This window comes from Flagellimonas oceani (assembly GCF_011068285.1).
GTDB lineage: Bacteria > Bacteroidota > Bacteroidia > Flavobacteriales > Flavobacteriaceae > Flagellimonas > Flagellimonas oceani.
This window is the reverse complement of the sequence record NZ_CP049616.1, coordinates 1,499,721-1,525,189: the sequence shown is the minus strand read 5'-3', so window position 1 is coordinate 1,525,189 and position 25,469 is coordinate 1,499,721. Positions and strand designations below refer to the sequence as shown.

The 25,469-nt window shown below is 45.6% G+C and carries 11 protein-coding genes; 8 read left to right on the top strand and 3 right to left on the bottom strand.

The window, feature by feature from the left end:
• The first annotated feature begins 68 nt into the window (after positions 1 to 68).
• The 8 genes from uvrA (at position 69) to GVT53_RS07015 (ending at position 20,233) form a co-directional block, all read left to right on the top strand.
• The gene (uvrA, locus tag GVT53_RS07050; protein WP_166247980.1) at positions 69 to 2,846 is read left to right on the top strand and encodes an excinuclease ABC subunit UvrA; all 2,778 of its coding nucleotides are present in this window, start codon (positions 69 to 71) and stop codon (positions 2,844 to 2,846) included.
• A gap of 188 nt (positions 2,847 to 3,034) precedes the next feature.
• Positions 3,035 to 10,495 (top strand): gliding motility-associated C-terminal domain-containing protein, encoded by a 7,461-nt coding sequence (locus GVT53_RS07045; protein WP_166247979.1) that lies wholly within the window; start codon positions 3,035 to 3,037, stop codon positions 10,493 to 10,495.
• Between the two features lie 21 nt (positions 10,496 to 10,516).
• Positions 10,517 to 11,479 (top strand): PorP/SprF family type IX secretion system membrane protein, encoded by a 963-nt coding sequence (locus tag GVT53_RS07040; protein ID WP_166247978.1) that lies wholly within the window; start codon positions 10,517 to 10,519, stop codon positions 11,477 to 11,479.
• 11 nt (positions 11,480 to 11,490) lie between these two features.
• Positions 11,491 to 13,428, top strand: a complete 1,938-nt coding sequence (locus GVT53_RS07035) for an OmpA family protein (RefSeq protein ID WP_166247977.1) — start codon at positions 11,491 to 11,493, stop codon at positions 13,426 to 13,428.
• Positions 13,429 to 13,908: 480 nt separating this feature from the next.
• The gene (locus tag GVT53_RS07030) at positions 13,909 to 15,978 is read left to right on the top strand and encodes a gliding motility-associated C-terminal domain-containing protein (protein WP_166247976.1); all 2,070 of its coding nucleotides are present in this window, start codon (positions 13,909 to 13,911) and stop codon (positions 15,976 to 15,978) included.
• 58 nt (positions 15,979 to 16,036) lie between these two features.
• A complete protein-coding gene (locus GVT53_RS07025; protein WP_240905219.1) occupies positions 16,037 to 16,978 on the top strand; it encodes a PorP/SprF family type IX secretion system membrane protein in 942 nt (313 codons plus the stop codon).
• Positions 16,979 to 16,988: 10 nt separating this feature from the next.
• Positions 16,989 to 18,902, top strand: coding sequence for an OmpA family protein (locus GVT53_RS07020; RefSeq protein WP_166247975.1), 1,914 nt, complete (start codon positions 16,989 to 16,991; stop codon positions 18,900 to 18,902).
• Positions 18,903 to 19,018: 116 nt separating this feature from the next.
• On the top strand, positions 19,019 to 20,233 hold the full coding sequence (locus GVT53_RS07015) for a hypothetical protein (protein WP_166247974.1): 1,215 nt from the start codon (positions 19,019 to 19,021) through the stop codon (positions 20,231 to 20,233).
• Positions 20,234 to 20,284: 51 nt separating this feature from the next.
• On the opposite strand, the gene GVT53_RS07010 is transcribed toward GVT53_RS07015, so the two are convergent.
• Genes GVT53_RS07010 through GVT53_RS07000 form a run of 3 tightly spaced genes read right to left on the bottom strand, consistent with a single transcriptional unit; the run spans position 20,285 to position 25,445 of the window.
• The gene (locus GVT53_RS07010) at positions 20,285 to 21,745 is read right to left on the bottom strand and encodes a lipopolysaccharide biosynthesis protein (RefSeq protein ID WP_166247973.1); all 1,461 of its coding nucleotides are present in this window, start codon (positions 21,743 to 21,745) and stop codon (positions 20,285 to 20,287) included.
• Complete coding sequence (locus GVT53_RS07005) at positions 21,745 to 23,013, bottom strand: glycosyltransferase (protein WP_166247972.1); 1,269 nt, start codon at positions 23,011 to 23,013, stop codon at positions 21,745 to 21,747. Before GVT53_RS07005 ends, GVT53_RS07010 begins: the two co-directional genes overlap by 1 nt.
• Positions 23,013 to 25,445, bottom strand: coding sequence for a YfhO family protein (locus GVT53_RS07000; protein ID WP_166247971.1), 2,433 nt, complete (start codon positions 25,443 to 25,445; stop codon positions 23,013 to 23,015). Before GVT53_RS07000 ends, GVT53_RS07005 begins: the two co-directional genes overlap by 1 nt.
• Between the last annotated feature and the right edge of the window lie 24 nt (positions 25,446 to 25,469).

Genomic DNA, 25,469 nt, shown 5'->3' with positions numbered 1-25,469 from the left:
TATGTTAACTGATGCAATATACGTATTAAGTGTGGCGTATCGTATCTTTGAGACCCTAATTTTAACAGATGGCAATCAATATAAACGTAGATCCCAAGCAGAATATTATCATAAAAGGTGCCAAACTACATAACCTTAAAAACATAGATGTGGTCATCCCAAGGAATAAATTGGTGGTTATCACCGGTTTATCGGGTTCCGGGAAGTCCAGCTTGGCTTTTGACACATTGTACGCCGAAGGTCAGCGCAGGTATGTGGAGAGCCTATCCTCCTACGCACGACAATTTTTAGGGAAACTGGACAAACCCAAAGTGGACTATATAAAAGGTATAGCGCCCGCGATTGCCATAGAACAAAAGGTAAATTCCACCAATCCACGATCTACAGTCGGGACCACCACCGAAATCTACGACTACCTAAAGTTGTTGTATGCGAGAATCGGGAAGACCCTTTCCCCTATTTCGGGCAAAGAAGTAAAGAAGCATACCGTAACCGATGTCATCAACCACATAAAAGGACTGAACGAAAGGGACAAACTCTTATTGTTGGCCCCTATAACCATTAGTGAAGAACGTGAACCGTTGAAATCCTTGGAACTTTTCTCCAAGCAAGGGTATGCTCGTATTAAATATAAGGGAGAAGTCATTCGGATTGACCAAGCTCCCGAAAATATTGGAAGGGAATTTGACTTGGTCGTAGATCGTATCATTGTAAAGGATGATGAGGATTTTTATAACCGTTTGGCCAATGCGGTTGACAATGCTTTTTTTGAAGGCAAAGGCCAATGCGCCATTGAAAACCTTCAAACCAACGAGATAAAGACTTTTAGCAACCAGTTTGAATTGGATGGTATGAAGTTTTTGGAACCCAACGTGCATCTGTTCAGTTTTAACAACCCCTACGGAGCCTGTCCCAAATGTGAGGGCTATGGCGATGTTATCGGTATTGATGAAGATTTGGTGATTCCCAACACGGCCCTATCCGTTTACGAAAATGCAGTTTTTCCATGGCGAGGCGAAAGTATGAGCTGGTACCGTGACCAATTGGTCAACTCTGCCTACAAGTTTGATTTTCCCATACACAAACCTTGGTTTGAGTTGTCCGAAGAACAAAAACAACTGGTCTGGGACGGGAACGAACATTTTATCGGCATCCATAAGTTTTTTGAGCAGCTGGAAGAAAAAAGCTATAAAATCCAAAACAGGGTGATGCTGTCCCGTTACCGTGGAAAAACCCGATGCTCCGTTTGTAAAGGAAAGCGATTGCGGAAAGAAGCGGATTACGTGAAAGTGGGCGGTAAATCCATCTCGGATTTGATCGAGCTGCCCATCAACAAGTTGATGCCATTTTTTGAATCATTGCAACTTTCCGAGCACGACACTGCCATAGCAAACAGACTGCTCAAGGAAATCACTACGCGTTTGGACTTTTTGGACAAAGTTGGTTTAAGCTATCTTACGTTGAACAGAAAATCCAATACCCTTTCCGGCGGAGAAAGCCAACGCATCAATCTGGCCACATCTTTGGGAAGTAGCTTGGTCGGTTCCATGTATATTTTGGACGAACCCAGTATTGGTTTGCACCCAAGGGATACCGAGAATTTGATTGAAGTGCTCAAATCGCTTCGAGATTTGGGCAATACCGTTATCGTGGTCGAGCACGATGAAGATATTATGAAAGCTGCCGACGAAATCATAGACATTGGTCCGGAAGCGGGAACGCTGGGCGGTAAAGTCGTGGCCACGGGAGATTGGGAGACCATCCTTAAATCCGACTCCTTGACGGCATCCTATCTTAACGGTACCATGGAAATTCCCGTTCCCAAAGAGCGTAGGAATTCCAAACACTACATTCAAATAAAGGGGGCTCGTGAAAACAATCTTAAAAATATCGATGTCACCTTTCCATTGAATGTGTTGACCGTGGTTACGGGCGTATCAGGAAGTGGAAAAAGCACGCTGGTCAGGAAAATATTGTATCCTTCCATATTAAAGGAAACGGGGGGATATGGCGAAAAGGCCGGTCAGTTTTCGGCGATGGAAGGAAAATATGCACACATCAAACATGTGGAGTTTGTTGACCAGAACCCCATTGGCCGTTCCTCACGGTCCAACCCGGTTACCTATATCAAGGCCTACGATGACATTCGAAGTCTGTTTGCGTCCCAAAAATTGAGCAAGCTTCGGGGATACCAGGCCAAGCACTTTTCTTTTAATGTAGATGGTGGCCGCTGCGAAAAATGTAAGGGCGAAGGCGAGATTACGGTAGAAATGCAATTTATGGCCGATGTGCATTTGGAATGTGATGTCTGTGATGGGAAACGTTTTAAAAAGGATGTGTTGGAAGTGCAATTTGAAGGAAAAAACATCGACGACATCCTGAATATGACCATTGATGATGCCGTTGAACACTTTTCCACACACAAGCAAGATAAAATAGTGACCAAACTGAAGCCCCTGCAAGATGTTGGTCTGGGATACGTAGCTTTGGGACAGTCCTCCTCCACCCTTTCCGGTGGTGAGGCGCAACGAATCAAACTTGCTTCGTTCTTGGTAAAAGGACACACCAAGGAAAAAGCCCTCTTCATCTTTGATGAACCCACAACAGGGCTTCACTTCCACGATATCAAAAAACTGCTGAAATCCTTTGATGAGCTTATTGACAAAGGACATTCCGTAATCGTTATCGAGCACAATATGGAATTGGTAAAATGTGCCGACTATATCATAGACCTTGGTTTGGAAGGTGGACAAAATGGCGGTAATCTAGTGGTCGAGGGCACTCCCGAGGAAATCGTGAAGAACACAGAATCCTACACTGGAAAATATGTAAGGGAAAAATTATAACATCACTTTTTTTCTTCAATCCAGTCATATTTTTTTAATCGAAAAAACCAGTTTTATACCAAGGCGTATAAAAATCGGTGAACTCATAACATACATCCGTCAATTCATTTGGGGCATTCGTCAATTGGTACCATAAAAAAATAGGGCGATTTACTAATATCGTTGGTTAGAACTTAACTTATATAACCATGCTCTTTTCCAAATCGTCCCCTCTAAAAAAGCAAGATCTCCTGTTTCTTTTCTTGATCTTGATTGGTATTGTCTCTGTTTTGTTTGATAATGCCCCCCATAAAAACAATTTCCAACAAACACCCAATAGCATTGCGAGCATAGCTGATGAAGATGTATTGGATAAAACGGCACATCCCTTTAAAGAAGAAAACCTTTTTGTCCCGGGGATAGCAGTAACATTGGAAGGTAACACGTTGACCCCAAACAACGAATCCCCCGGTTGTACCACCATAAGGTATGCAATACGAGTGTTCAACACAAGTACCAATAATGAATCCTTTGATGGAAACAGCATTGTGATAGACATGGGGCCGGATATTACCGTTGGAGCATTGGTAAGTGGCGATACCAATAATAACAATGAACTAAATGAAGGGGAAGTATGGTTATATGAAGCATTTAAGCCAATTACTGAAGCGGATAAACTCGCCGCGGAATATATCGCTCAAGCACATATAGAAGCCACCGTTATCGGCCTTGGCACCATTGTAAGTGATGATTCGCATCCCACAGAAATAACGCTGGACTCACCCACTATCACCAAAATTAGTTGCCGATCGGGCGTTAGTATGATTTTGAACGGTGTTCCCAAGGCCATGAACGGAATAGATTCAGGGTGCGAGCACGTAGAACTTACCTATGAGGTTCACTACAATAGTTCAATACCCGGAGAGACCTTTGAAAGTATCGTCGTTTATGGAATGAACGGAGAGGAATTGATCGCCCCGGATTCTGGGGATAATTCGCCTTTTGGTATTTTGGATGAAGGAGAAGTGTGGATCTATTCACAAAAATATACCCCAACCGTGGAAGAAGTGGCCGCAGGCCAAGTAGAGGTTCAGGCATACGTGGAAGCCCTCTCGGTACAAGATTCCAATGCTTTGGTAACAGATTTGTCCGACCCCGTCGATTTGAACGCAGATAACGTTACCATCATAAACTTTTCAAATTGTTCCCCTCGAATAAGTCTTATCAAAACGGGAGCAGTGGTCCCCGGTTGCGAAAAAATAGAATACACATTTACCGTAACCAATGAAGGAAGCGCCACAACTGCTCCACTAAAGGAAATCAATGTTGAAGACTTGACCTTTCCATTGATGACCATCAACGGTCCGCAATCCGATGCCAACAATGATGGAGTCATGAGCCCCGGCGAAGTTTGGATTTTTACCGCTACCTATGAAATAACCACTGCGGATATTTTGGCAGGAGAGGTTACCAATCAGGCACGGGTTACCGGATCAATGGATCATGAGGGCGTTGGTATCGAAATTGAAGATGATTCAGATTTTGAAGATACCAAGTTAAATCGACCTACCGTGCTGGACATTTCCGGATGCATGCCAAGTATTGCCCTTATAAAACAGGGCATAGTAAATCCAGACTGTTTGACCATTGACTATACATTTACGGTGACAAATCAAGGAGGCACAGGCCTCATGTTCAATAATGTGGTATTGACCGATGAAAGCTTGCCACTTATCATTAATGGTCCATTTGGAGACAATGGGGATGATGTATTGGAAGCCTCAGAAGTTTGGACTTATACCGCTATCCATAATGTAACCGCGGATGATATCAACATTGGTAAAGTCGATAACCAAGCAAAAGTTACAGCAGATGTTATGAGTTTTCCAGGGCTCAGCGTAGAAGACGACTCAGATGACGATAATATTCTGGAAAATGAGATAACGACGGTTGATTTATCAAGTTGTCAGGCACCCGCCATACAGGTCACCAAACAGGGGGTCGCCGATGTGGACGCCGACAGCAACGGATGCATCGACGGCATCACCTATACCTTTACCGTGGCCAACATTGGCAACGTGGACCTGCACACCATCGTGCTCAACGATGACAAGATTGGCGGACAGGTCCCGGGGCCGCTGGTCAACGAGGACGAAGGTGGGGACGACATCCTGTCCGTCGGCGAGGACTGGGTGTTCCAGGCCACCTATACCTTGGTGCAGGCAGATATCGATAACGGCTCCGTGGACAATCAGGCGGATGTATCGGCACTATCCGTGGGCGACGACACCCCCGTCAACGATGGCGACAACATCACTACCCCACTGCCGGTCAACCTTTGCGCACCCGCACCGGCCGTACAGGTCACCAAACAGGGGGTCGCCGATGTGGACGGCGACAGCGATGGATGCATCGATGGCATCACCTATACCTTTACCGTGACCAACATTGGCAACGTGGACCTGCACACCATCGTGCTCAACGACGACAAGATTGGCGGACAGGTCCCAGGACCGCTGGTCAACGAGGACGAAGGTGGGGACGGCATCCTATCAGTCGGTGAGGACTGGGTGTTCCAAGCAACGTATTCCCTGCAACAAGTGGACATAGACCAAGGCTCCGTGGACAATCAGGCCAGTGTGACGGCGCTCTCCGTGGGCGACGACACACCCGTCAACGATAGCGACAACATCACTACTCTACTGCCCGCCAACTTGTGCGCACCCGCACCCGCCGTACAGGTCACCAAACAGGGGGTCGCCGACGTGGACGCCGACAGCGACGGATGCATCGACGGCATCACCTATACCTTTACCGTGGCCAATACCGGCAACGTGGATTTGTACAACATTGTCCTTACCGATGACAAGGTGGACAACCCGTTGATGCTGGCCCAGCCATTGCCCGGTGAGGACCAAGGGAACGATGGAGTGCTGTCCGTCGGGGAGGACTGGGTCTTCTTGGCCACCTATACCTTGGTGCAGGCAGATATCGACAACGGCTCCGTGGACAACCAAGCCAGTGTATCGGCGCTATCCGTGGGAGACGACACACCCGTCAACGATAGCGACAACATCACTACCCTACTGCCCGCGAACCTTTGCGCACCCGCACCGGCCGTAGAGGTCACCAAACAAGGGGTCGCTGACGTGGACACCGACAGCGACGGCTGCATCGACGGCATCACCTATACCTTTACCGTGGCCAATACCGGCAACGTGGATTTGTACAACATTGTCCTTACCGATGACAAGGTGGACAATCCGTTGATGCTGGCCCAGCCATTGCCCGGTGAGGACCAAGGGAACGATGGAGTGCTGTCCGTCGGCGAGGACTGGGTGTTCCAGGCCACCTATACACTGGTGCAGGCAGATATCGACAACGGCTCCGTAGACAATCAGGCGGATGTATCGGCACTATCCGTGGGCGACGACACACCCGTCAACGATAGCGACAACATCACTACCCCACTGCCGGTCAACCTTTGCGCACCCGCACCGGCCGTACAGGTCACCAAACAGGGGATCGCCGATGTGGACGCCGACAGCGATGGTTGCATCGATGGCATCACCTATACCTTTACCGTGGCCAACATTGGCAACGTGGACCTGCACACCATCGTGCTCAACGATGACAAGATCGGCGGACAGGTCCCGGGGCCGCTGGTCAACGAGGACGAAGGTGGGGACGGCATCCTGTCCGTCGGCGAGGACTGGGTGTTCCAGGCCACCTATACCTTGGTGCAGGCAGATATCGATAACGGCTCCGTGGACAATCAGGCGGATGTATCGGCACTATCCGTGGGCGACGACACCCCCGTCAACGATGGCGACAACATCACTACCCCACTGCCGGTCAACCTTTGCGCACCCGCACCGGCCGTACAGGTCACCAAACAGGGGGTCGCCGATGTGGACGGCGACAGCGATGGATGCATCGATGGCATCACCTATACCTTTACCGTGGCCAACATTGGCAACGTGGATTTGTACAACATTGCCCTTACCGATGACAAGGTGGACAACCCGTTGATGCTGGCCCAGCCATTGCCCGGTGAGGACCAAGGGAACGATGGAGTGCTGTCCGTCGGTGAGGACTGGGTCTTCTTGGCCACCTATACATTGGAACAGGCAGATATCGACAACGGCTCCGTAGACAATCAGGCGGATGTATCGGCACTATCCGTGGGCGACGACACACCCGTCAACGATAGCGACAACATCACTACCCCACTGCCGGTCAACCTTTGCGCACCCGCACCGGCCGTACAGGTCACCAAACAGGGGATCGCCGATGTGGACGCCGACAGCGATGGTTGCATCGATGGCATCACCTATACCTTTACCGTGGCCAACATTGGCAACGTGGACCTGCACACCATCGTGCTCAACGATGACAAGATCGGCGGACAGGTCCCGGGGCCGCTGGTCAACGAGGACGAAGGTGGGGACGGCATCCTGTCCGTCGGCGAGGACTGGGTGTTCCAGGCCACCTATACCTTGGTGCAGGCAGACATAGACCAAGGCTCCGTGGACAACGACGCTGATGTGGACGCACTCTCCGTGGGCGACGACACCCCCGTCAACGATGCCGATAACATTACTACCCCACTGCCGGTCAACCTCTGCGCACCCGCACCCGCCGTAGAGGTCACCAAACAGGGGGTCGCCGATGTGGACGCCGACAGCGATGGCTGCATCGACGGCATCACCTATACCTTTACCGTGGCCAACATTGGCAACGTGGACCTGCATACCATCGTGCTCAACGATGACAAGATCGGCGGACAGGTCCCGGGGCCGCTGGCCAACGAGGACGAAGGTGGGGACGGCATCCTGTCCGTCGGCGAGGACTGGGTGTTCCAGGCCACCTACACCATGGTGCAGGCGGATATCGATAACGGCTCCGTGGACAACCAGGCCAGTGTGACGGCGCTCTCCGTGGGCGACGACACACCCGTCAACGATAGCGACAACATCAGCACGGCATTGCCCGCCAACCTCTGCGCACCCGCACCCGCCGTAGAGGTCACCAAACAGGGGGTCGCCGATGTGGACGCCGACAGCGACGGCTGTATCGACGGCATCACCTATACCTTTACCGTGGCCAACATTGGCAACGTGGACCTGCACACCATCGTGCTCAACGATGACAAGATCGGCGGACAGGTCCCGGGGCCGCTGGTCAACGAGGACGAAGGTGGGGACGGCATCCTGTCCGTCGGCGAGGACTGGGTGTTCCAGGCCACCTATACCTTGGTGCAGGCAGATATCGATAACGGCTCCGTGGACAATCAGGCGGATGTATCGGCACTCTCCGTGGGCGACGACACCCCCGTCAACGATGGCGACAACATCACTACCCCACTGCCGGTCAACCTTTGCGCACCCGCACCGGCCGTAGAGGTCACCAAACAGGGGGTCGCCGATGTGGACGGCGACAGCGATGGATGCATCGATGGCATCACCTATACCTTTACCGTGGCCAACATTGGCAACGTGGACCTGCACACCATCGTGCTCAACGATGACAAGATCGGCGGACAGGTCCCGGGGCCGCTGGCCAACGAGGACGAAGGTGGGGACGGCATCCTGTCCGTCGGCGAGGACTGGGTGTTCCAGGCCACCTATACCTTGGTGCAGGCCGACATAGACCAAGGCTCCGTGGACAACCAGGCCGATTTATCGGCACTATCAGTGGGCGACGACACACCCGTCAACGATGCCGATAACATCACTACCCTACTGCCCGCCAACCTGTGCGCACCCGCACCCGCCATACAGGTCACCAAACAGGGGGTCGCCGATGTGGACGCCGACAGCGATGGCTGTATCGACGGCATCACCTATACCTTTACCGTGGCCAACATTGGCAACGTGGACCTGCATACCATCGTACTGAACGATGACAAGATTGGCGGACAGGTCCCAGGGCCGCTGGTCAACGAGGACGAAGGTGGGGACGACATCCTGTCCGTCGGTGAGGACTGGGTCTTCTTGGCCACTTATACATTGGAACAGGCAGATATCGACAACGGCTCCGTGGACAACCAGGCCAGTGTATCGGCGCTCTCCGTGGGGGACGACACACCCGTCAACGATGCCGATAACATCACAACCCTACTGCCCGTCAACCTGTGCGCACCGGCACCGGCCGTAGAGGTCACCAAACAGGGGGTTGCCGATGTGGACGCCGACAGTGACGGCTGCATCGACGGCATCACCTATACCTTTACCGTGGCCAATACCGGCAACGTGGACCTGCACACCATCGTGCTCAACGATGACAAGATCGGCGGACAGGTGCCCGGGCCATTGGCCAACGAGGACGACAACAACGACGGGATACTTTCCGTGGGCGAGGACTGGGTCTTCCAGGCCACCTACACCTTGGTGCAGGCGGATATCGATAACGGCTCCGTGGACAACCAGGCCAGTGTATCGGCACTATCCGTGGGCGACGACACACCCGTCAACGATAGCGACAACATTACTACCCCACTGCCGGCAAATCTATGTGAGCTGGTACCTATACCATCAATAGGGCTTATCAAAATCGGCACTTTAGTGGATATTAATGAAGATAGTTGTGTTGAGACCATCCAATATTCCTTTTCCGTAATCAATACGGGTAACGTAGACCTCCAATCAATTGAGTTGGTGGATAACCAACTGGGAGGTACAATTTCAGGGCCAATCAATTCAAGTGATGTAGGTGGTGACAACATACTATCCGTAGGTGAAAGTTGGACGTATGAAGCTTACAAAGAAATTTCTCAAATCGATATCGATATGGGATCATTCAACAATCAAGCGACCGTAACCGGGTTTACAGTTGGCAATAATGAGGAGGTCATGGATTTCTCCGACGACAATAGTGCCTCCGAAGATGATTCTACCAATACTATAATCCCAATTGATGCATGTACCGACGGGGGACCATCTTTAGGCTTGATCATGCTAGGAATCCTAACCGATACTGATGGCGATGAATGTCCTGATGGCATTAGATATGTATTCACCGCCACAAATACAGGTTATGTAAATCTAGAGCAACTGATCATTACGGATGAAAAATTATTGGAAACTGAGATCATAGGCCCCATGGAAAGCTCGGACGTTAACGGTGACGGAATACTTTCCGTAGGCGAGTCTTGGACCTATGAAGCAATCTATACCATTACAGAGGAAGATACAGTGAATGGATACGTAACCAATCAAGCAAACATTACAGCCACAACGGTTGGTACTGGAATCCAAGTTTTTGACCAATCCGACGATGATAGTTTGTTGGAAAATGAGACCACCAGTACAAACATACCGGAGTTCTTCTGTGATAATAATGGTTCTGGACCGGATAATCCAGAGTTCAAAATCTTTACAGGAATCACTCCCAACGGTGATGGTGTAAACGATTACTTCAGAATCAGCAACATTGAAAGCTACCCTAACAACGTATTAAAGATTTTCAATAGATGGGGGGCACTGGTATACGAAACCGAAAATTATGGATTGAGCGAAAATTTATTTAGAGGTATTTCCGAAGGAAAAGCTACAATTTCCAAGGATAGGGCACTTCCAAGTGGTACGTATTTCTATACACTTTTCTTTAGAAGTGCAAACCCGGGCGAGGAAAGTTACTCAGGATACATCTACATAAATAGGGATTAACAGAAGTATTTAAAAAATATAATGAACTTGAATATTAAATCAATTGCTTATTGGGCAGTAACAATGCTCATAATTGTCTGCATTGAAACCATAAATGCGCAACAAGACCCACAATACACACAATACCTGTACAACACCCAAATTGTGAATCCGGGTTACACAGGGTCCAGAGAGGTATTGAGTTTTGGGGTCTTGGGACGCGTACAATGGGTGAATGTAGAGGGAAGTCCACGAACGGGAACATTTACCGTTAGTTCACCTTTGGGCCCCGAAAAAAATATGGGGCTGGGCTTATCCATTGTATATGACCAAATAGGCCCGGCAACAGAGTCGAACGCCAATATAGATTACTCCTATTCCATTCAACTGGATAGGCACGATATTAGTAAACTTTCCTTTGGCTTGAAAGCTGGAATGGATGTGTTGGATGTGGACTATACCAAACTGACCATCTTTGAAAATTATGACCCGCTTTTTCAGAATACGGTGGACAATAAAATACAGCCACAAATTGGTGCCGGAATATACTACAACACCCAAAAGTTTTATGCTGGTTTTTCGGTCCCCAACTTTCTAAACTCCAAACATTTTGATGAATCTTCCCTGGAAGATGAAGACCTGGAGAGTATCGCCATAGAACGTTTGCATTACTTTTTCATTACAGGCTATGTATTTGAGTTAGGACCAAACCTTAAATTCAAACCAGCGGCACTGACCAAATTTGTTAGCGGTGCCCCCTTACAATGGGACGGTTCCGCCAATTTTTTGATCAATGAAAAAATTACGCTTGGCGCTTCTTATCGGTGGAATTCATCCATTAGTGCCCTGGCAGGTTTTCAAATATCGCAATCCTTGTTCATTGGGTTGGCCTACGATCATGATACAACCACTATAAAGGATTATAGCAATGGATCATACGAAGCTATCATCCGTTTTGACATTTTTAATAGACTGGACAAAGTCCTAACCCCAAGATTCTTCTAAATCAAACTTTCATGTACCTAAAAACTATTGCAAAGATTTTAATGGGTTTTTTGTTGATCTCCTCGCTAAATGCCCAAAAAAGTAATATTAATAAAGCGAACGAAGTTTTCGAGGCCTACTCTTACATTGATGCCCGTGAAATATATCTCAACGTGGTAAAGGAAGGCTTTGAATCCCCACAAGTATTTCAAAAATTGGGCGACACCTACTATTTTAACAGTGAATATTCCGATGCTTTGGTATGGTACCAGAAGCTAATGGAGAAATATCCCAATGGTGTGCCTCCGGTTTATTACTACAGAACGGCCCAAAGTTTAAAGAGTACCGGGAAGTATCAAGAATCCAAAAAAATGATGGGACAATTTGCAAGTCTTTCCGCCGATACGGAACTGGCAAAAAACTTTATGAACGATTACCCTACATTGGACAGTCTGGTGGACTTCAAATCCAAAGAGTTTGAAGTATACAATGTGACCGAACTATTGACGAATTCAGATTTTGGACCATCCTTTTATGGGGAGGACAAATTGGTATATGCATCCGCTTCGGGGAACACCATAGGCGACCAGACACATGACTGGTCCGGACTCCCCTACCTCGATCTATATGAGGCACAATTGGACAAAGAATGGCGGTTGACTAAGCCCAAACCCTTGGAAGGGGAAATAAACACGCCCTATCATGAAGCGAGCGCTACGTTTACAAAAGATGGCAAGACCGTTTATTTTACCCGAAATAACTATAAGAATGGTCGGAAAAGAAAAAATAAGGACAAATTGACCAACCTAAAAGTTTATAAAGCTATTAAGTTGGATGATGGTAGTTGGGGCAATGTCGAGGAGCTTCCTTTCAACGATAACTCATCATCCATAGCCCACCCCGCATTGAGCCACGATGAAAAACGACTCTATTTTTCTTCGAACATGGAAGGAACAATCGGGGAATCGGATATCTGGTATGTGGATATTTTGGGAGATGGAAACTACGGAGCCCCCACCAATCTTGGCACAAAAATAAATACAGAGGCCAGGGAAGCCTTTCCATTTTTATCGGAGAGCAACAACCTCTATTTTTCCAGCGATGGCCATTTAGGTCTGGGCGGGCTTGACATTTTCGTAATATCCTTGAATGAGGATGGGGCATACAAAGAGGTGACCAACCTAAAACAGCCCATAAATTCCAATAAGGATGATTTTGGGTTTATTATAAAGGAGGAAAAGAAAATGGGGTTTATGTCATCTAACCGTGATGGTAACGAGGGTAGCATCTCCGATGATATCTATAGAATTTGGGAAATCTGTGGAGAAATTGTCATACAAGGTGTAATTTCCAATGCAAAAACGGGTGAAGCCATCAAAAATGCTACCGTGCAATTGCTCAACAAAAATGAGCGCGTTGTATCCGAGACCAAAACAGATGAACAAGGAAATTACAGGTTTGGTGATTTTTTGAACTGTACCGAAAAATATACCATCAACGCAACTTACCGGGACTACGGGTCCAACCAAAAATCATTGACCACCCCAAGGGGCTCCGATGTGGTGCAAACCGATCTGGAACTTACCCCACCAGAATGCCCTGTTGATGATTTGGGGTGCAGGTTGACACTACAGCCCATTTATTTTGATTATGGCAAGCACAATATCCGACCCGATGCAGAGGTGGAATTGGCCAAGATATTACAGGCCCTAAAGGAATATCCGGAATTAAAAATACACATCGAGTCACATACCGACTCTAGATCTAGTTCCAGTTTTAACCTTGGCCTTTCCGAAAGAAGGGCTAGAGCAACAATGCAATGGTTTATAGAAAAAGGTATTGCACGAAACAGATTAACAGCCAAGGGCTACGGTGAATCCATGCTATTGAACCATTGTGCTAATGGGGTGCAATGTAGCGATGACGAACATGAATTGAACCGTAGGTCCATGTTCATTATTAAAAATTGACCTTAAACATTATAGTTGAACACAGTCTCGACAATTTGAAACTGTTGAGAATACAGGGGGCAAATGCCCCCATTTTTTTATGGATATGTGTTCCGAAGATAAACATAGACAAACCACTAGTTCGCCATTATTGTTTGGCTGTTACTCTTTCTGTTTTAATCAACATATGGAAGCAATATATAGGCAACTTACTTTTTTTGAAGGTTTTTTCTTTCTGATAATCAACTTTTTAAGCGTAATATTTTTGCGCATTTGATTCATATTACAAAGTCTGTTTTTTCACATATCAATTCAAAACGCCCATTCATAAACCCAAATGGGGGTATCGTCAATTGGTGCTCCAAACTATGCTCCAGATACATTTCTTTTGCGTTGGAAATGGGGATTTCAACCTACTTCAATCAAAAACTGTATTGATGCGGTCTACCCAACTCCTGTAATATTTAATTCGTTCCACAATATGACCATAAAGCTTTCCAAATGAAAAAAAATGACTCCCCAAAAAAACAGGTAAAACCAATACCGCATTGTCGACAAAAAATTCTTGTAATGTTGTTCGCCTTGGGTATAAGTATCCATGGTTCGGCCAATTCCTCCGTAAATGTCCCGCACGAACTGGTTCCATCCATTACTTTGGAACAATCAGGTATTGCCATCGAAGATATTGATGCTGGTCCAGGTTGTAATTATATTCTTTACACTTTTGCTATTACCAACACCAGCACTAATGGAGAGGTTTTTACAAATGTAAATCTAAATCATTCCCTACCTGTATTAGGTGATTTAATAAGCTTTAATGGTGGAGACGATAACAATAACAACTTATTGGATGTTGATGAAGTCTGGGAATATTCAGCACTCTATACTATCCAATCTGCAGACATCAATAGTGGACAAGTAGCCAGTGAGGCCGATGTAACCGCTGAGGTTCAAGGACAACCGGGCGTTACTGTATCAGACTTGGACACGAGCGAAATAGATTTAACTTTTTGCCAAGGCGGAATAGCTGTCGTAAAACAAGGATTTGCCACTAATGATCTAGATCAAGGTGGACTGGGGTGTGTATACATATTTTACAATTTTATAGTTACCAATCAAGGACAACAAGTATTAGAAAATCCAATCTTGACAGACCCTCTTTTGGGCGGTGAAATAGTTGGGCCAGAAGAAGGTGATAGTAATACCAATGGCAAGCTGGATTTAAACGAAACTTGGGTCTATCAATACGTTTATGAGATACAACCAGAAGATATAGCCAATGGAATAGTGGAAAACCAAGCAGAGGTTACGGCCAATGTAGACGGAAAACCCGATGTAACGGTAAGCGACCTATCCCACTTTGATGATCCTTTGGACGATGCCCCGACCGTGATCAGTCTTCTCCACTGCCAAACCCCGGACATGGGACTTATAAAAGAAGGTGTGGTCGTGGATGCCAACGGCGATGGATGTTTGGAAAGTATTCTTTATACATTCACCTTGACCAATACGGGGAATGCCGATTTGGATGGCATTATCTTGGAAGATGAGCTTTTAGGCGGCGAAATTCCCGGGCCTTTGGCCGTATCGGATGATGGCAATGATGGAATCCTTTCCGTTGGCGAGACATGGACCTACTTCGCTTTGTATGCTATAACCCAAGAGGATATCGATAACAGTTCGGTCGTTAACCAGGCAGAAGTATCCGGGTTTGCCCCCGACGATAGCTTGGTGGAAGATCTTTCGGATGATGACAGCTTGTTTGAAGACGAATTCACAAGAACTCCGGTTCCCGAAGATTCCTGCACAGATGGGAGTCCCGATCCGGAATCTGGTTTGGGACTTATAAAACAAGGGGCACTTATTGACAACGATAATAATGAATGCGCCGAAAGTATACTTTACAACTTTAGCATTATCAACCTTACCGATATTGACATGGTAAATGTGGTGCTTACCGACGAATTGTTGGGTGGTGTGATTGCGGGACCCATTAGCGATGAAAACAACGATGGGGTTCTCTCCCCTGACGAGGTCTGGACCTATCAAGCCACCTACGACATTCAACAAGTTGATATTGATGCAGGTTCCTTTGTAAACCAAGCCAGTGCTACTTCGTCCCTTTTTGGTTTGGATATTCAGTATGACGATTTATCGGATAACGATAGCTATACCGAAGACGAACCTACCGTAATAAATATTCCGGTCGATGCATGCCCAGGTGGAGATAATCCTGGAGGCCCCGGTGAACCTGGTGAACCAATTGGCTTTGAGATATTTAATGGGATTACACCCAATGAGGATGGATTGAACGACTTTTTCTTTATCCAAGGCATAGAAATCTATCCGCAAAACAAACTGCAGATATTCAACAGATGGGGTGTAATGGTCTATGAAAAGGAAGGCTATGGACAGGGCAATGATCTATTCTACGGAATTTCCGATGGTAGAGTCACGGTAAGAAAGAACGAAGAACTACCAAGTGGTACCTACTTCTACATTCTAACCTTTACCGGGAACAACCCGGGCGAAGCAGAATATACAGGGTACCTATACATTAATCGAGGATAAAAAATAGCAATCAATATAAATGAAGAATCAAGTAGAAAAGTTGATGAAGCCCATTAAAATGCCAGTAATACCATACATCTGCATTCTTATGTTGCTCTTGACCACAGTTGGCATAAATGCCCAACAAGACCCGCAATACACCCAGTACATGTACAACACCCAAGTGGTGAACCCGGCCTATGCAGGTTCAAGGGAGGTATTGAGCTTTGGCCTGTTGGGAAGAACACAATGGGTAGGCTTTGAAGGAGCGCCACAAACCGCAACCTTCACGGTAAACTCCCCGATCGGACTTTATAAAAATATGGGGCTTGGCCTATCTATAGTTCACGATAGGATCGATCCCCTTGTGGAATCCAATGTTGTGGTGGATTACGCCTACCGGATAAATGTTGGATTGGAAACCAAACTATCTATGGGGCTAAAAGCTGGATTGGACATGCTGAACGTAGATTATTCGCTGCTCAATATTTATGCGGAAAACGATCAGTTCTTTCAAAGTAATGTGGACAATACGCTAATCCCGCAGGTTGGAGCTGGAATCTATCTGAACAACGAAAAATTTTATGCAGGTATTTCGGTGCCCAACTTTTTGAACTCCAAACATTTTGATGATAGTAATTTGGAAAACGCCGATACAGAGGACATTGCCATAGAGCGCCTGCACTATTTTCTTATTGCCGGTTACGTCTTCGACCTGAACCAAAATCTTAAGTTTAAACCCGCGACACTTGTAAAATACGTGAGCGGTGCACCTTTGCAGTGGGATTTATCGGCAAATTTCCTGATTCATGAAAAGTTAACGCTCGGTGCATCCTACCGTTGGAGCGCTTCCATTAGCGGCCTTGCAGGATTCCAAATTACCGATAACTTTTTTGCGGGATTTGCATACGATTACCAATCCACCGAGATAGAACAGTTCAGCAATGGATCTTACGAAGTGTTCCTTCGCTTCGACCTGTTCAATAAATCAGACCGTGTAGTAACCCCTAGATTCTTCTAATACCATAGCTATGACCACAAAAAAAATCATTCAAATCCTTACCATTATATGTATAGCGCAGGTTGGCCTTGCACAAGAAAACAAGATTAAAAAGGCGAACGAAGAATTTTTTAATTATGACTATATCGATGCCCGAAAAATATATTTGAGCGTCGTCGAGGACGGTTATACCTCTGCACAGATCTTTAAAAAATTGGGCGACACCTATTACTTTAATAGTGAATATGGCGAAGCTGCTGTTTGGTATGTCAAATTGGTAGAAACCTATCCAGATGAGGTCGGCGCCGATTACTATTACAGAGCCGCACAGAGCTTAAAAAGTATTGGTAAAATGGAAGAGTCCAGATCCTTGATGCAGAAATATACAGCATCTTCCGGGGAGTCCTCCTATAATTGGGAATCTTTTCAAGAATTGGCCAATACAAGCAGTAATCAATACCAAGTCATAAACATTACGGAGGGTATGGATGGGTCGGATTTTGGGCCTTCCTACTTTGGAAGCAAGATCGTATTTGCTTCTTCTTCCATAAATACCGAAGGCAGTAAAATACACGATTGGAACGGACTACCCTACCTAGATCTGTTTGAAGCAGAACTGGGCGAGGACGGTAAATTGATCCAAATAAAAAAATTGGAAGGCGACGTAAATTCCCCCTATCACGAATCCTCTGCAGTGTTCACCAAAGATGGCAAAACCATTTACTTTACCCGGAACAATTACATTAACGGTAAAAAGAAACGGGGCAAGCAACGATTGGTGAGCCTTAAGATCTACAAGGCCACATTAAAGGAGGATAACACTTGGGGCAATGTGGTGGAACTTCCCTTTAACAACCATTCCTATTCAACTGCCCATCCTGCGCTAAACCCAGAAGAAAACCGTTTATATTTTTCTTCCAACAGAGAAGGGGGGCTTGGGTCTTCCGACCTTTGGTATGTGGATATTCTGGCAAATGGAACTTATGGAGCGCCCGTAAATCTGGGACCACAGATCAATACATCGGAGAGGGAGACTTTTCCTTTTGTCAGCGACGACAATAAACTCTTTTTTTCCAGTGATGGTCATTTGGGGCTGGGTGGTTTGGATATATTCATGGTGCCGCTGGGTCAAATAAATAAGGAGTCCATCAAAAATCTGGGACAGCCTATAAATTCAAACCAAGATGATTTTGGGTTTATTATAAACGAAAAAGCAAAAGTGGGATATCTTTCCTCAAATCGGGACGGCCAAGGAGGCAGCAGTTTCGATGATATTTATCTTGTTGCCGAAAACTGTAACCCTGTTTTTTATGGGGCCATTACCGATGCCAAAACCGGAGAACCACTTCAAGGTTCCACCGTATACTTATTGGACAAGGACAACAAGGTAGTATCCCAGCAGGTTACCGAAGCTAACGGCAACTATAAATTTGAAGAGGACATAGATTGCAATAATCAATACGTAGTAAGGGCATCCAATGACGAGAAAGAATACTTGCCACAAGAAAAAGTGGTCACAACTCCGGAAGGTGCTATGATGCTGCAAGTAAACATCGCCCTTACCCCACCCGATTGCCCTGTCAACGATTTGGGATGCAGATTAGATCTACAGCCCATCTACTTTGATTTTGACAAGCATAACATCCGTCCGGATGCAGAGGTGGAATTGGCCAAAATATTACAGGCCATGAAGCAATATCCACAATTGAACATCCATATAGAATCCCACACCGATTCCAGAGGGGACGACAATTACAATATGCAGCTATCCGAAAGAAGGGCCAAATCTACCCTTGAATGGCTTGTTGAAAAAGGAATTGACCGTAAAAGATTGACTTCTAAAGGCTATGGAGAATCACAATTGATCAACAACTGTTCCAATGGTGAAAAATGCTCGGAAGAAGCCCATCAATTGAACCGTAGATCGATGTTTATAATTAAATAAGTATCTTTTTTAAGTTTTTTTAGATTGAAAATCAGCGTGTTATATTTTTTGGCACGCTGATTGCTTTATACAGGGTGGATGTAAATAGTTGCATCTAGAACTTAAAACCTTGTATTATGAAAAAGTTAGTACTCATTATAACAGCGGTTCTTTTTGGAATACCAAGTATCCAAGCAGAAATAACGAACACAGCGGCCACTGCCACCAATTACAGATATGGAAATTCTTTCATTTTTGTGGAAGATGGCGTAACCTTCTCGGTGTATCCAGATGGTGAGTTCGACTTTTACATAGATAATAGGGTCAATGTAGGCGTTGGAGCGCAAATTGGAAATGTTGGGATCACCTTTAATTCGGGATACAACTACAATCCATTTGTTCAGTATGACGACTATGGCGCCGTGATCCAAGTAGAAAACACACCCATTTTTTATGACTATTACGGTCGTGTTTCTCAAATTGGTAACGTGGATATATGGTACAACAATGGTAGGGTTCGTAGAATCGGTGGCTTGCACGTTTATTATAACGGAGGTGTTTTTAGCCACTATACAGGGTACATTAATATCTACAACAGAGGATACGTATACAGACCGTTCCATAGATATTTTGCAAGACCTGCCGTAGGATTCTGTAATGTGTACGCAAGACCCTATAGAAGGTATTACAGACCCGTTAGATATACGTATTATGCGCCTTATAGACATAACACCAGACGTGCCTATGCCAGATTGGGCAAGGTGTACAGAAACAACAATACCTATAGAAGGGAAAATATCTATAGAAATGATAGAAGGGTTGCCGTTAGGGACAACACCATTAGAAGAGGCGATTATGGCAGAAGCAATGCCACAGTTTCCAACAATGCTTCGCGTAGAGGAAACACAACGGTGAACCGTTCAAGCAATACTGTTAAAAGGCAGACAGTAGCCACAAGGGACTCTAGAAGCAATGTAAACAGAAATTCAAATAATGTAACAAGATCTAGTAGAACCACGGCTTCCAATAATAAAGCCACCAGAGCATCCAATAGTAGGAGCTCCGATGTTAGAAAAGCAGCACCCCGTACCAGTAGCAGAACGGTAAAACGTTCTGCACAGAGTACCTACAGAAAGCCCCAGACCACAGCGAGAACACCAAGTAGGTCTACGGTTAGCAGAGGGAGCTCTACTTCAAGGAAAGCCGTTTCCAGAAGCTCTAGCCCCAGTGTTAGAAAAAGCACTGTAAGCAGAAAGAGCAGTTCTAGGCCAAGTGTGAGCAGAAGTACAACTGCAAGAAAAAGCAGTGCCAGAACAAGTAGCTCCAGAGGTTCTTCTAGAAGAAATAATTAAAAATAAGTTTTTAGGTTGGTTAGTTGTTTACCCCGTAGTTGGATTTATCCGCTACGGGGTATTTTTTTTGAACCATTTGGAAAGGAATCCAGTAACATCTTCCGATATATTGAAACGATACAGAATACCAACATACATCACCACCACAAGCAAAGATTTAAGTCCAATATTTATGATGGGGTGAAACTGAAATTGCAAAAGGTCGAACAGCACGGCCAATAGCACCAACGTGGTAAAAACCTTAAACGTGGCCGAGGTAAATGGCATAATGCCAAACTTCATCTTTACAAAAACGACCTTCACCAAATTGAATATAAAAATGGATACAAAACTTGCTAAAGCAGCCCCTTCCAAGCCCAACCTTGGAATCAGCAAATAGTTGAGGAGAATGGTCAAAGCAGCTAAGCACACCCCAAATACAAGTACCGTTTTGTAGTAATCAGAATTGTACAAAATAGAATTAATGTTCCCCAAAACGGAATCCATCACCTTGGCCAACCCAATCAAAAACACAATGGTAAAACCGTTTCTATAATTCTCGGGCAACATCAAATACAAATCGTTCAGGTTGAGAATGATCAATACAAACAAGATGCCCGAAGCAATAAACAAGGTCAATGAGCTTTTTTTGTACAACTTATCCAATTCCACAATATCTCCAACATTCAAAAGTTCGGCAGTAAGCGGATAGGTTATCTGGTGCATCGCCCGTGAAGGGACAATGATCACCGTGGCAATATAGACCGAGACCCCGTAATACGCCACATTCTCGATACTGATAAATTGGTTCAGCATTACTTTGTCGATTTCTAGCAGTATCAAAGCGGCAGAACCGCCCAAAATAATCAAGAAGGAATAAGAAAGAATTTCTCTGGTATAGGGTGGAAACTTAAAATCCAGTTTGGGCATCCGAAGGGTAAACGCATAAATTTTGATGATGACCGTTCGCAATACATACAACCCCACCAAACATTTAAAAAAACTATCCAGCGAAATCACGTCAAAATAAAAAAGGATCAGCAAAATGGATACCCCCACCCTTGCGAAAACCTCCTTCATAAAATTGCCAAAAACCGATTTAAGGTATACCCGGCACCATGCATAGAACACCTCAAAATAGGCCATGGCCAATCCTACAAAGAATACATACCAAAGGTAGTCCTTCACCATAGGGTTCACTTGTGATACCCAATCCCCGATGGGGTCGTACCAAATCAAACCGACCAAAGCTACGGGCAATATTCCCAATAAGGGAATCAACAACATCAAAGTAAAAAAACCGTCCTTTTCCACCTCTTGATGATTGCTATAGAATTTCACCAAGGTATTGTGCACCCCAAAGGCCATCAATGGCATTAAAATGGCGCCCGAGGCCAAAATAAAAGTTACAAGTCCGTAGTATTGATCAGGGAGAATTTTGATGTAAAGAAAAAGCGTATTGATGGCCCCAAAAAGGAACCCCAGATACGTTACCACCGTATTTTGTATGGATTGTTTTAAAACAACGCCCATTAGATAAATTTAGCCAATGATTCCGTTAATGCCTTTCTATGATACTGTTCCACCCCTTCGGAAGTACATGCCAATATACCATTTTGATATTGTTGGAACGCTTCCAAAAGTACCTTTTTTAACGTTGTCACATCAGAATGCAAACACATATGTCCTGCTTGATGCCGTTCCACCATTGCACCGGCCTCCCACCCTTTTGGGCCAATCGCCAAAATGGGCCGCTTGGCGTTCAAATATTCAAATAATTTTCCGGGGATGATACCTTTAGTCTCTTCCGAGTCAATTTCCAACAACAACAGCAATTGCGATTTTTGCTGGGCTTCCAAGACCTTATTGTGCGGGAGATAGCCTAGCTGTTCCACATAATCTGTAAGACCAAAGTCTTTGATGGATTGCAACACTTCCTCCCCCACTACTCCGGCCAATTGTACTTTTACGGACTTTTTAAAATTATCATTCTCCGAAATCAATTCCTGTAAAGCTTGCCAAAATCCCAATGGGTTTCTTCCTGTCAACAACGACCCAATATGCGAAATGGTAAACTTGGAATCAAGTTCCATTGGCTGTAGTTCATCATCAAAACCATTGGTAATTACCTTTATCGGTTTCGGGGTGATGCCCTCAAATTCCATTTTTGTGGTGTTGCTTGTCACCACAATTTTATCCGCCTTCAACAATACTCCCTTTTCCAAAGCTTTGTGCTTTGCTTGAGATGATTTTGTCAGCCGTAATTTTTTATGATAGCCGATCGATGTCCAAGGATCCCGAAAATCGGCAATCCATTGCACGTTGTATTTGTTCTTTAGACCCAGGCCGATCAGATGTAAACTATGCGGAGGGCCTGTGGTTACTATGGTTTGAATACCCTCATCCGCAATGACCTTTGCCAAATAGGATATAGAAGGCTTCACCCACAACTTCCGAGCATCGGGGATAAAAAAATTGCCACGGATCCAAAGCAATACCTTTTCAATTATTGATGGATCTTTTTCCTTGATGATGCCCGAACTAATGGTCTTAGTCTTTTTTTTGGAAAGCAATGAGGCCCAAGCATACGGTTCCTTGATCGGTTGTTTCAATATTTTGATTGCCGTTGGGACTTCCTCCATCAATTTTTCATCCACAATGGGATAACTGGGATTTTCGGGAACATAAACAATCGGTTCAATACCGAAATCGGGCAAATATTTTACAAACTTTAGCCAACGCTGTACCCCTGGTCCCCCGGCCGGAGGCCAATAGTACGCTATGACCAGGATTTTTCGCATTAGGATGCTTCCTTTTTACTTCGGAACAAGGTAAAACCAAGTCCACCAACAATGATCAATCCCAGAAGAATATTGGCGGCCAAGGTAATTTGGCTGCCCGTTTCCACCACTTCGGGTTCGAATTTGAACTCGATTTCGTGCTGGCCGGCGGGAACCTTCATTCCGCGAAGTGCATAATCCACTTTATAGTGTACGGCAGGCTTACCATCAATAAAAGCGTTCCAACCGTATGGATAGTGCATTTCGGAGAAAACCGCAAAACCATCGTTCGCATTGTTGTAACTGTATTTTAAATAGTCGGGGCGATACTCCACCAAATCAATGCGTGCTGTAGAATCCACCGTGTACCGAAGCTTGGTCAATTCTGGATACTCCTTGGTGTTTACCACTGCCTGGTTTTTGGAATTGAAATCTCCCAACTTTTTTATTTCCTCATCGGCAGAGGAAACAGGCACCAACTGATCCACAAACCAAGCATTGCCATTGGCATCGGGGTTAACGGCAGGGTAACTGTTTCCTTCCTCATCTTGTTGAACAATGTACTTTACGTTCAACATATTCAACACCTGAAGATTGTTCCGGTACAAATGGTACTCGAACAAATTCTGTAGCGCCCTTGGTTTCGCCGCATGATACCCACCAATGGATTTATGGAAATAGGACGTCCGTGCCCCATTGATTCCCTCTTGAGGGTCGAAAACCCGATAGATGGAATCGTCCTGTTGGATCATTTGATCTATTTGGTTCTCTTGGAACGGCTCGTTTACCTGACGCTGACGCACAAAATCATCCTCGTTCACATACCTAAGGTTCACCCCTATCAAATCAAACAGGATTAGGGCGCCCAAGGCAAAGACCAATAGGTTCTTGTTGATTTTGTCCTTGATAAAGAACCAGAGCGCTGCGGCGGCCAAAGCAACGTAAATCAGGGAACGGATGGTATCGTTCACGTAGACGGCTTCACGATCTCGCTGAATCATTGTCATCAATTCATCTCCAAAATAGCCACGATAGGTTTCGTCTCGCATCCCTTCAAAATCGAAGAAGCCCTTCAATAATAAAATTACAATACCAAGTCCCACCGAAACAAAAAAGCTCAGCTTCAATGCTTTCAATTTTTCCTTTTGCTCCACGGAAGATTTGAACAATTCCCGAATCCCCAGAACCCCCAACACAGGCAAACACAGTTCCAACACTACTTGAATGGACGAAACGGCCCTAAATTTGTTGTATAATGGGAAGTAATCGATCATAAAATTGGTGAGCACCGGAAAGTTTTTCCCCCAAGAAAGCAATAGGGATAAAATGGCACCCGATAACAACCACCATTTCTTTTTGCCATCCACCAGAAAAACGCCCAACATGAACAAGAAGAACACAATGGCCCCCACGTAGGCAGGTGCGGCCACTATGGGCTGGTCTCCCCAATACAAAGGCAAACTGCTCGAAAACTCGGCGGCCTTGGTCGGTGTTAGGCCCTGCTCTGTCAAATATTCGTAGGCTTTGGAATCCTTGCCCAAATCCTCACCACCCGAACCTCCGAACAATCGGGGCGCAAATAGATTGAGCGACTCGGCGATTCCGTAGCTGTATTGCGTAATATATTCCTTGTCCAACCCTGTGGAGAGTTCCTTCTCGCTCCCATCCGGGTTTATGGTGAGCTCCGATTTGCCACGCGTACTCCAATCCGCATATTCCTTGGTGGCCATCAGGCTGGTGGCATTGGTAAAAATGGAAAGCGCTACGGCCAAGATCAAAATACCTACCGAAGCAAAGTAGTGCTTCAACTCTTTTTCCTTGATGGCATAAATAAGATACACCAATCCCATCACCAGTACCAAGAGCATAAAATAGTACGTCATTTGGTAGTGATTGGCATTGATTTCCAAGGCCATGGCCAATGCGGTCAGTATAAATCCTATGATATATTTTTTTCGAAAAACGAGCACGATTCCCCCCAGAACCATCGGAATGTAGCCCAATGCATGTGCCTTTGCATTGTGTCCCACACCAAGAATAATGATCATATAGGTGGAAAATCCAAAGGCAATGGCACCCAAGGCCGCCAACCTAAAATCGACCTTTAAGCATAACAGCAGAATGTAAAAACCTATCAAATACAGAAAAAGATAATCGGCAGGTCTTGGCAAAAACCGAATCAAACGGTCCAGTTCCTTTACGTAATTGTGCGGATAATTGGCCCCCAATTGATAGGTGGGCATACCACCAAACGCACTGTTCGTCCAATAGGATTCCTCGCCCGTTACATCCTTATAAGCGTCCCGTTCCTGGGCCATGCCCTTGTACTGGGCGATATCGGATTGATAAATGGCCTTACCCTGCAAAACCGGGTAAAAGTAGACCAGCGAGGCAAGGATGAATAAAGCGATAACACAAATGTGGGTGATAATGGCCTTTGGAGAAAAGTTCATGGATAGGTTTTGATAGCGCAAATA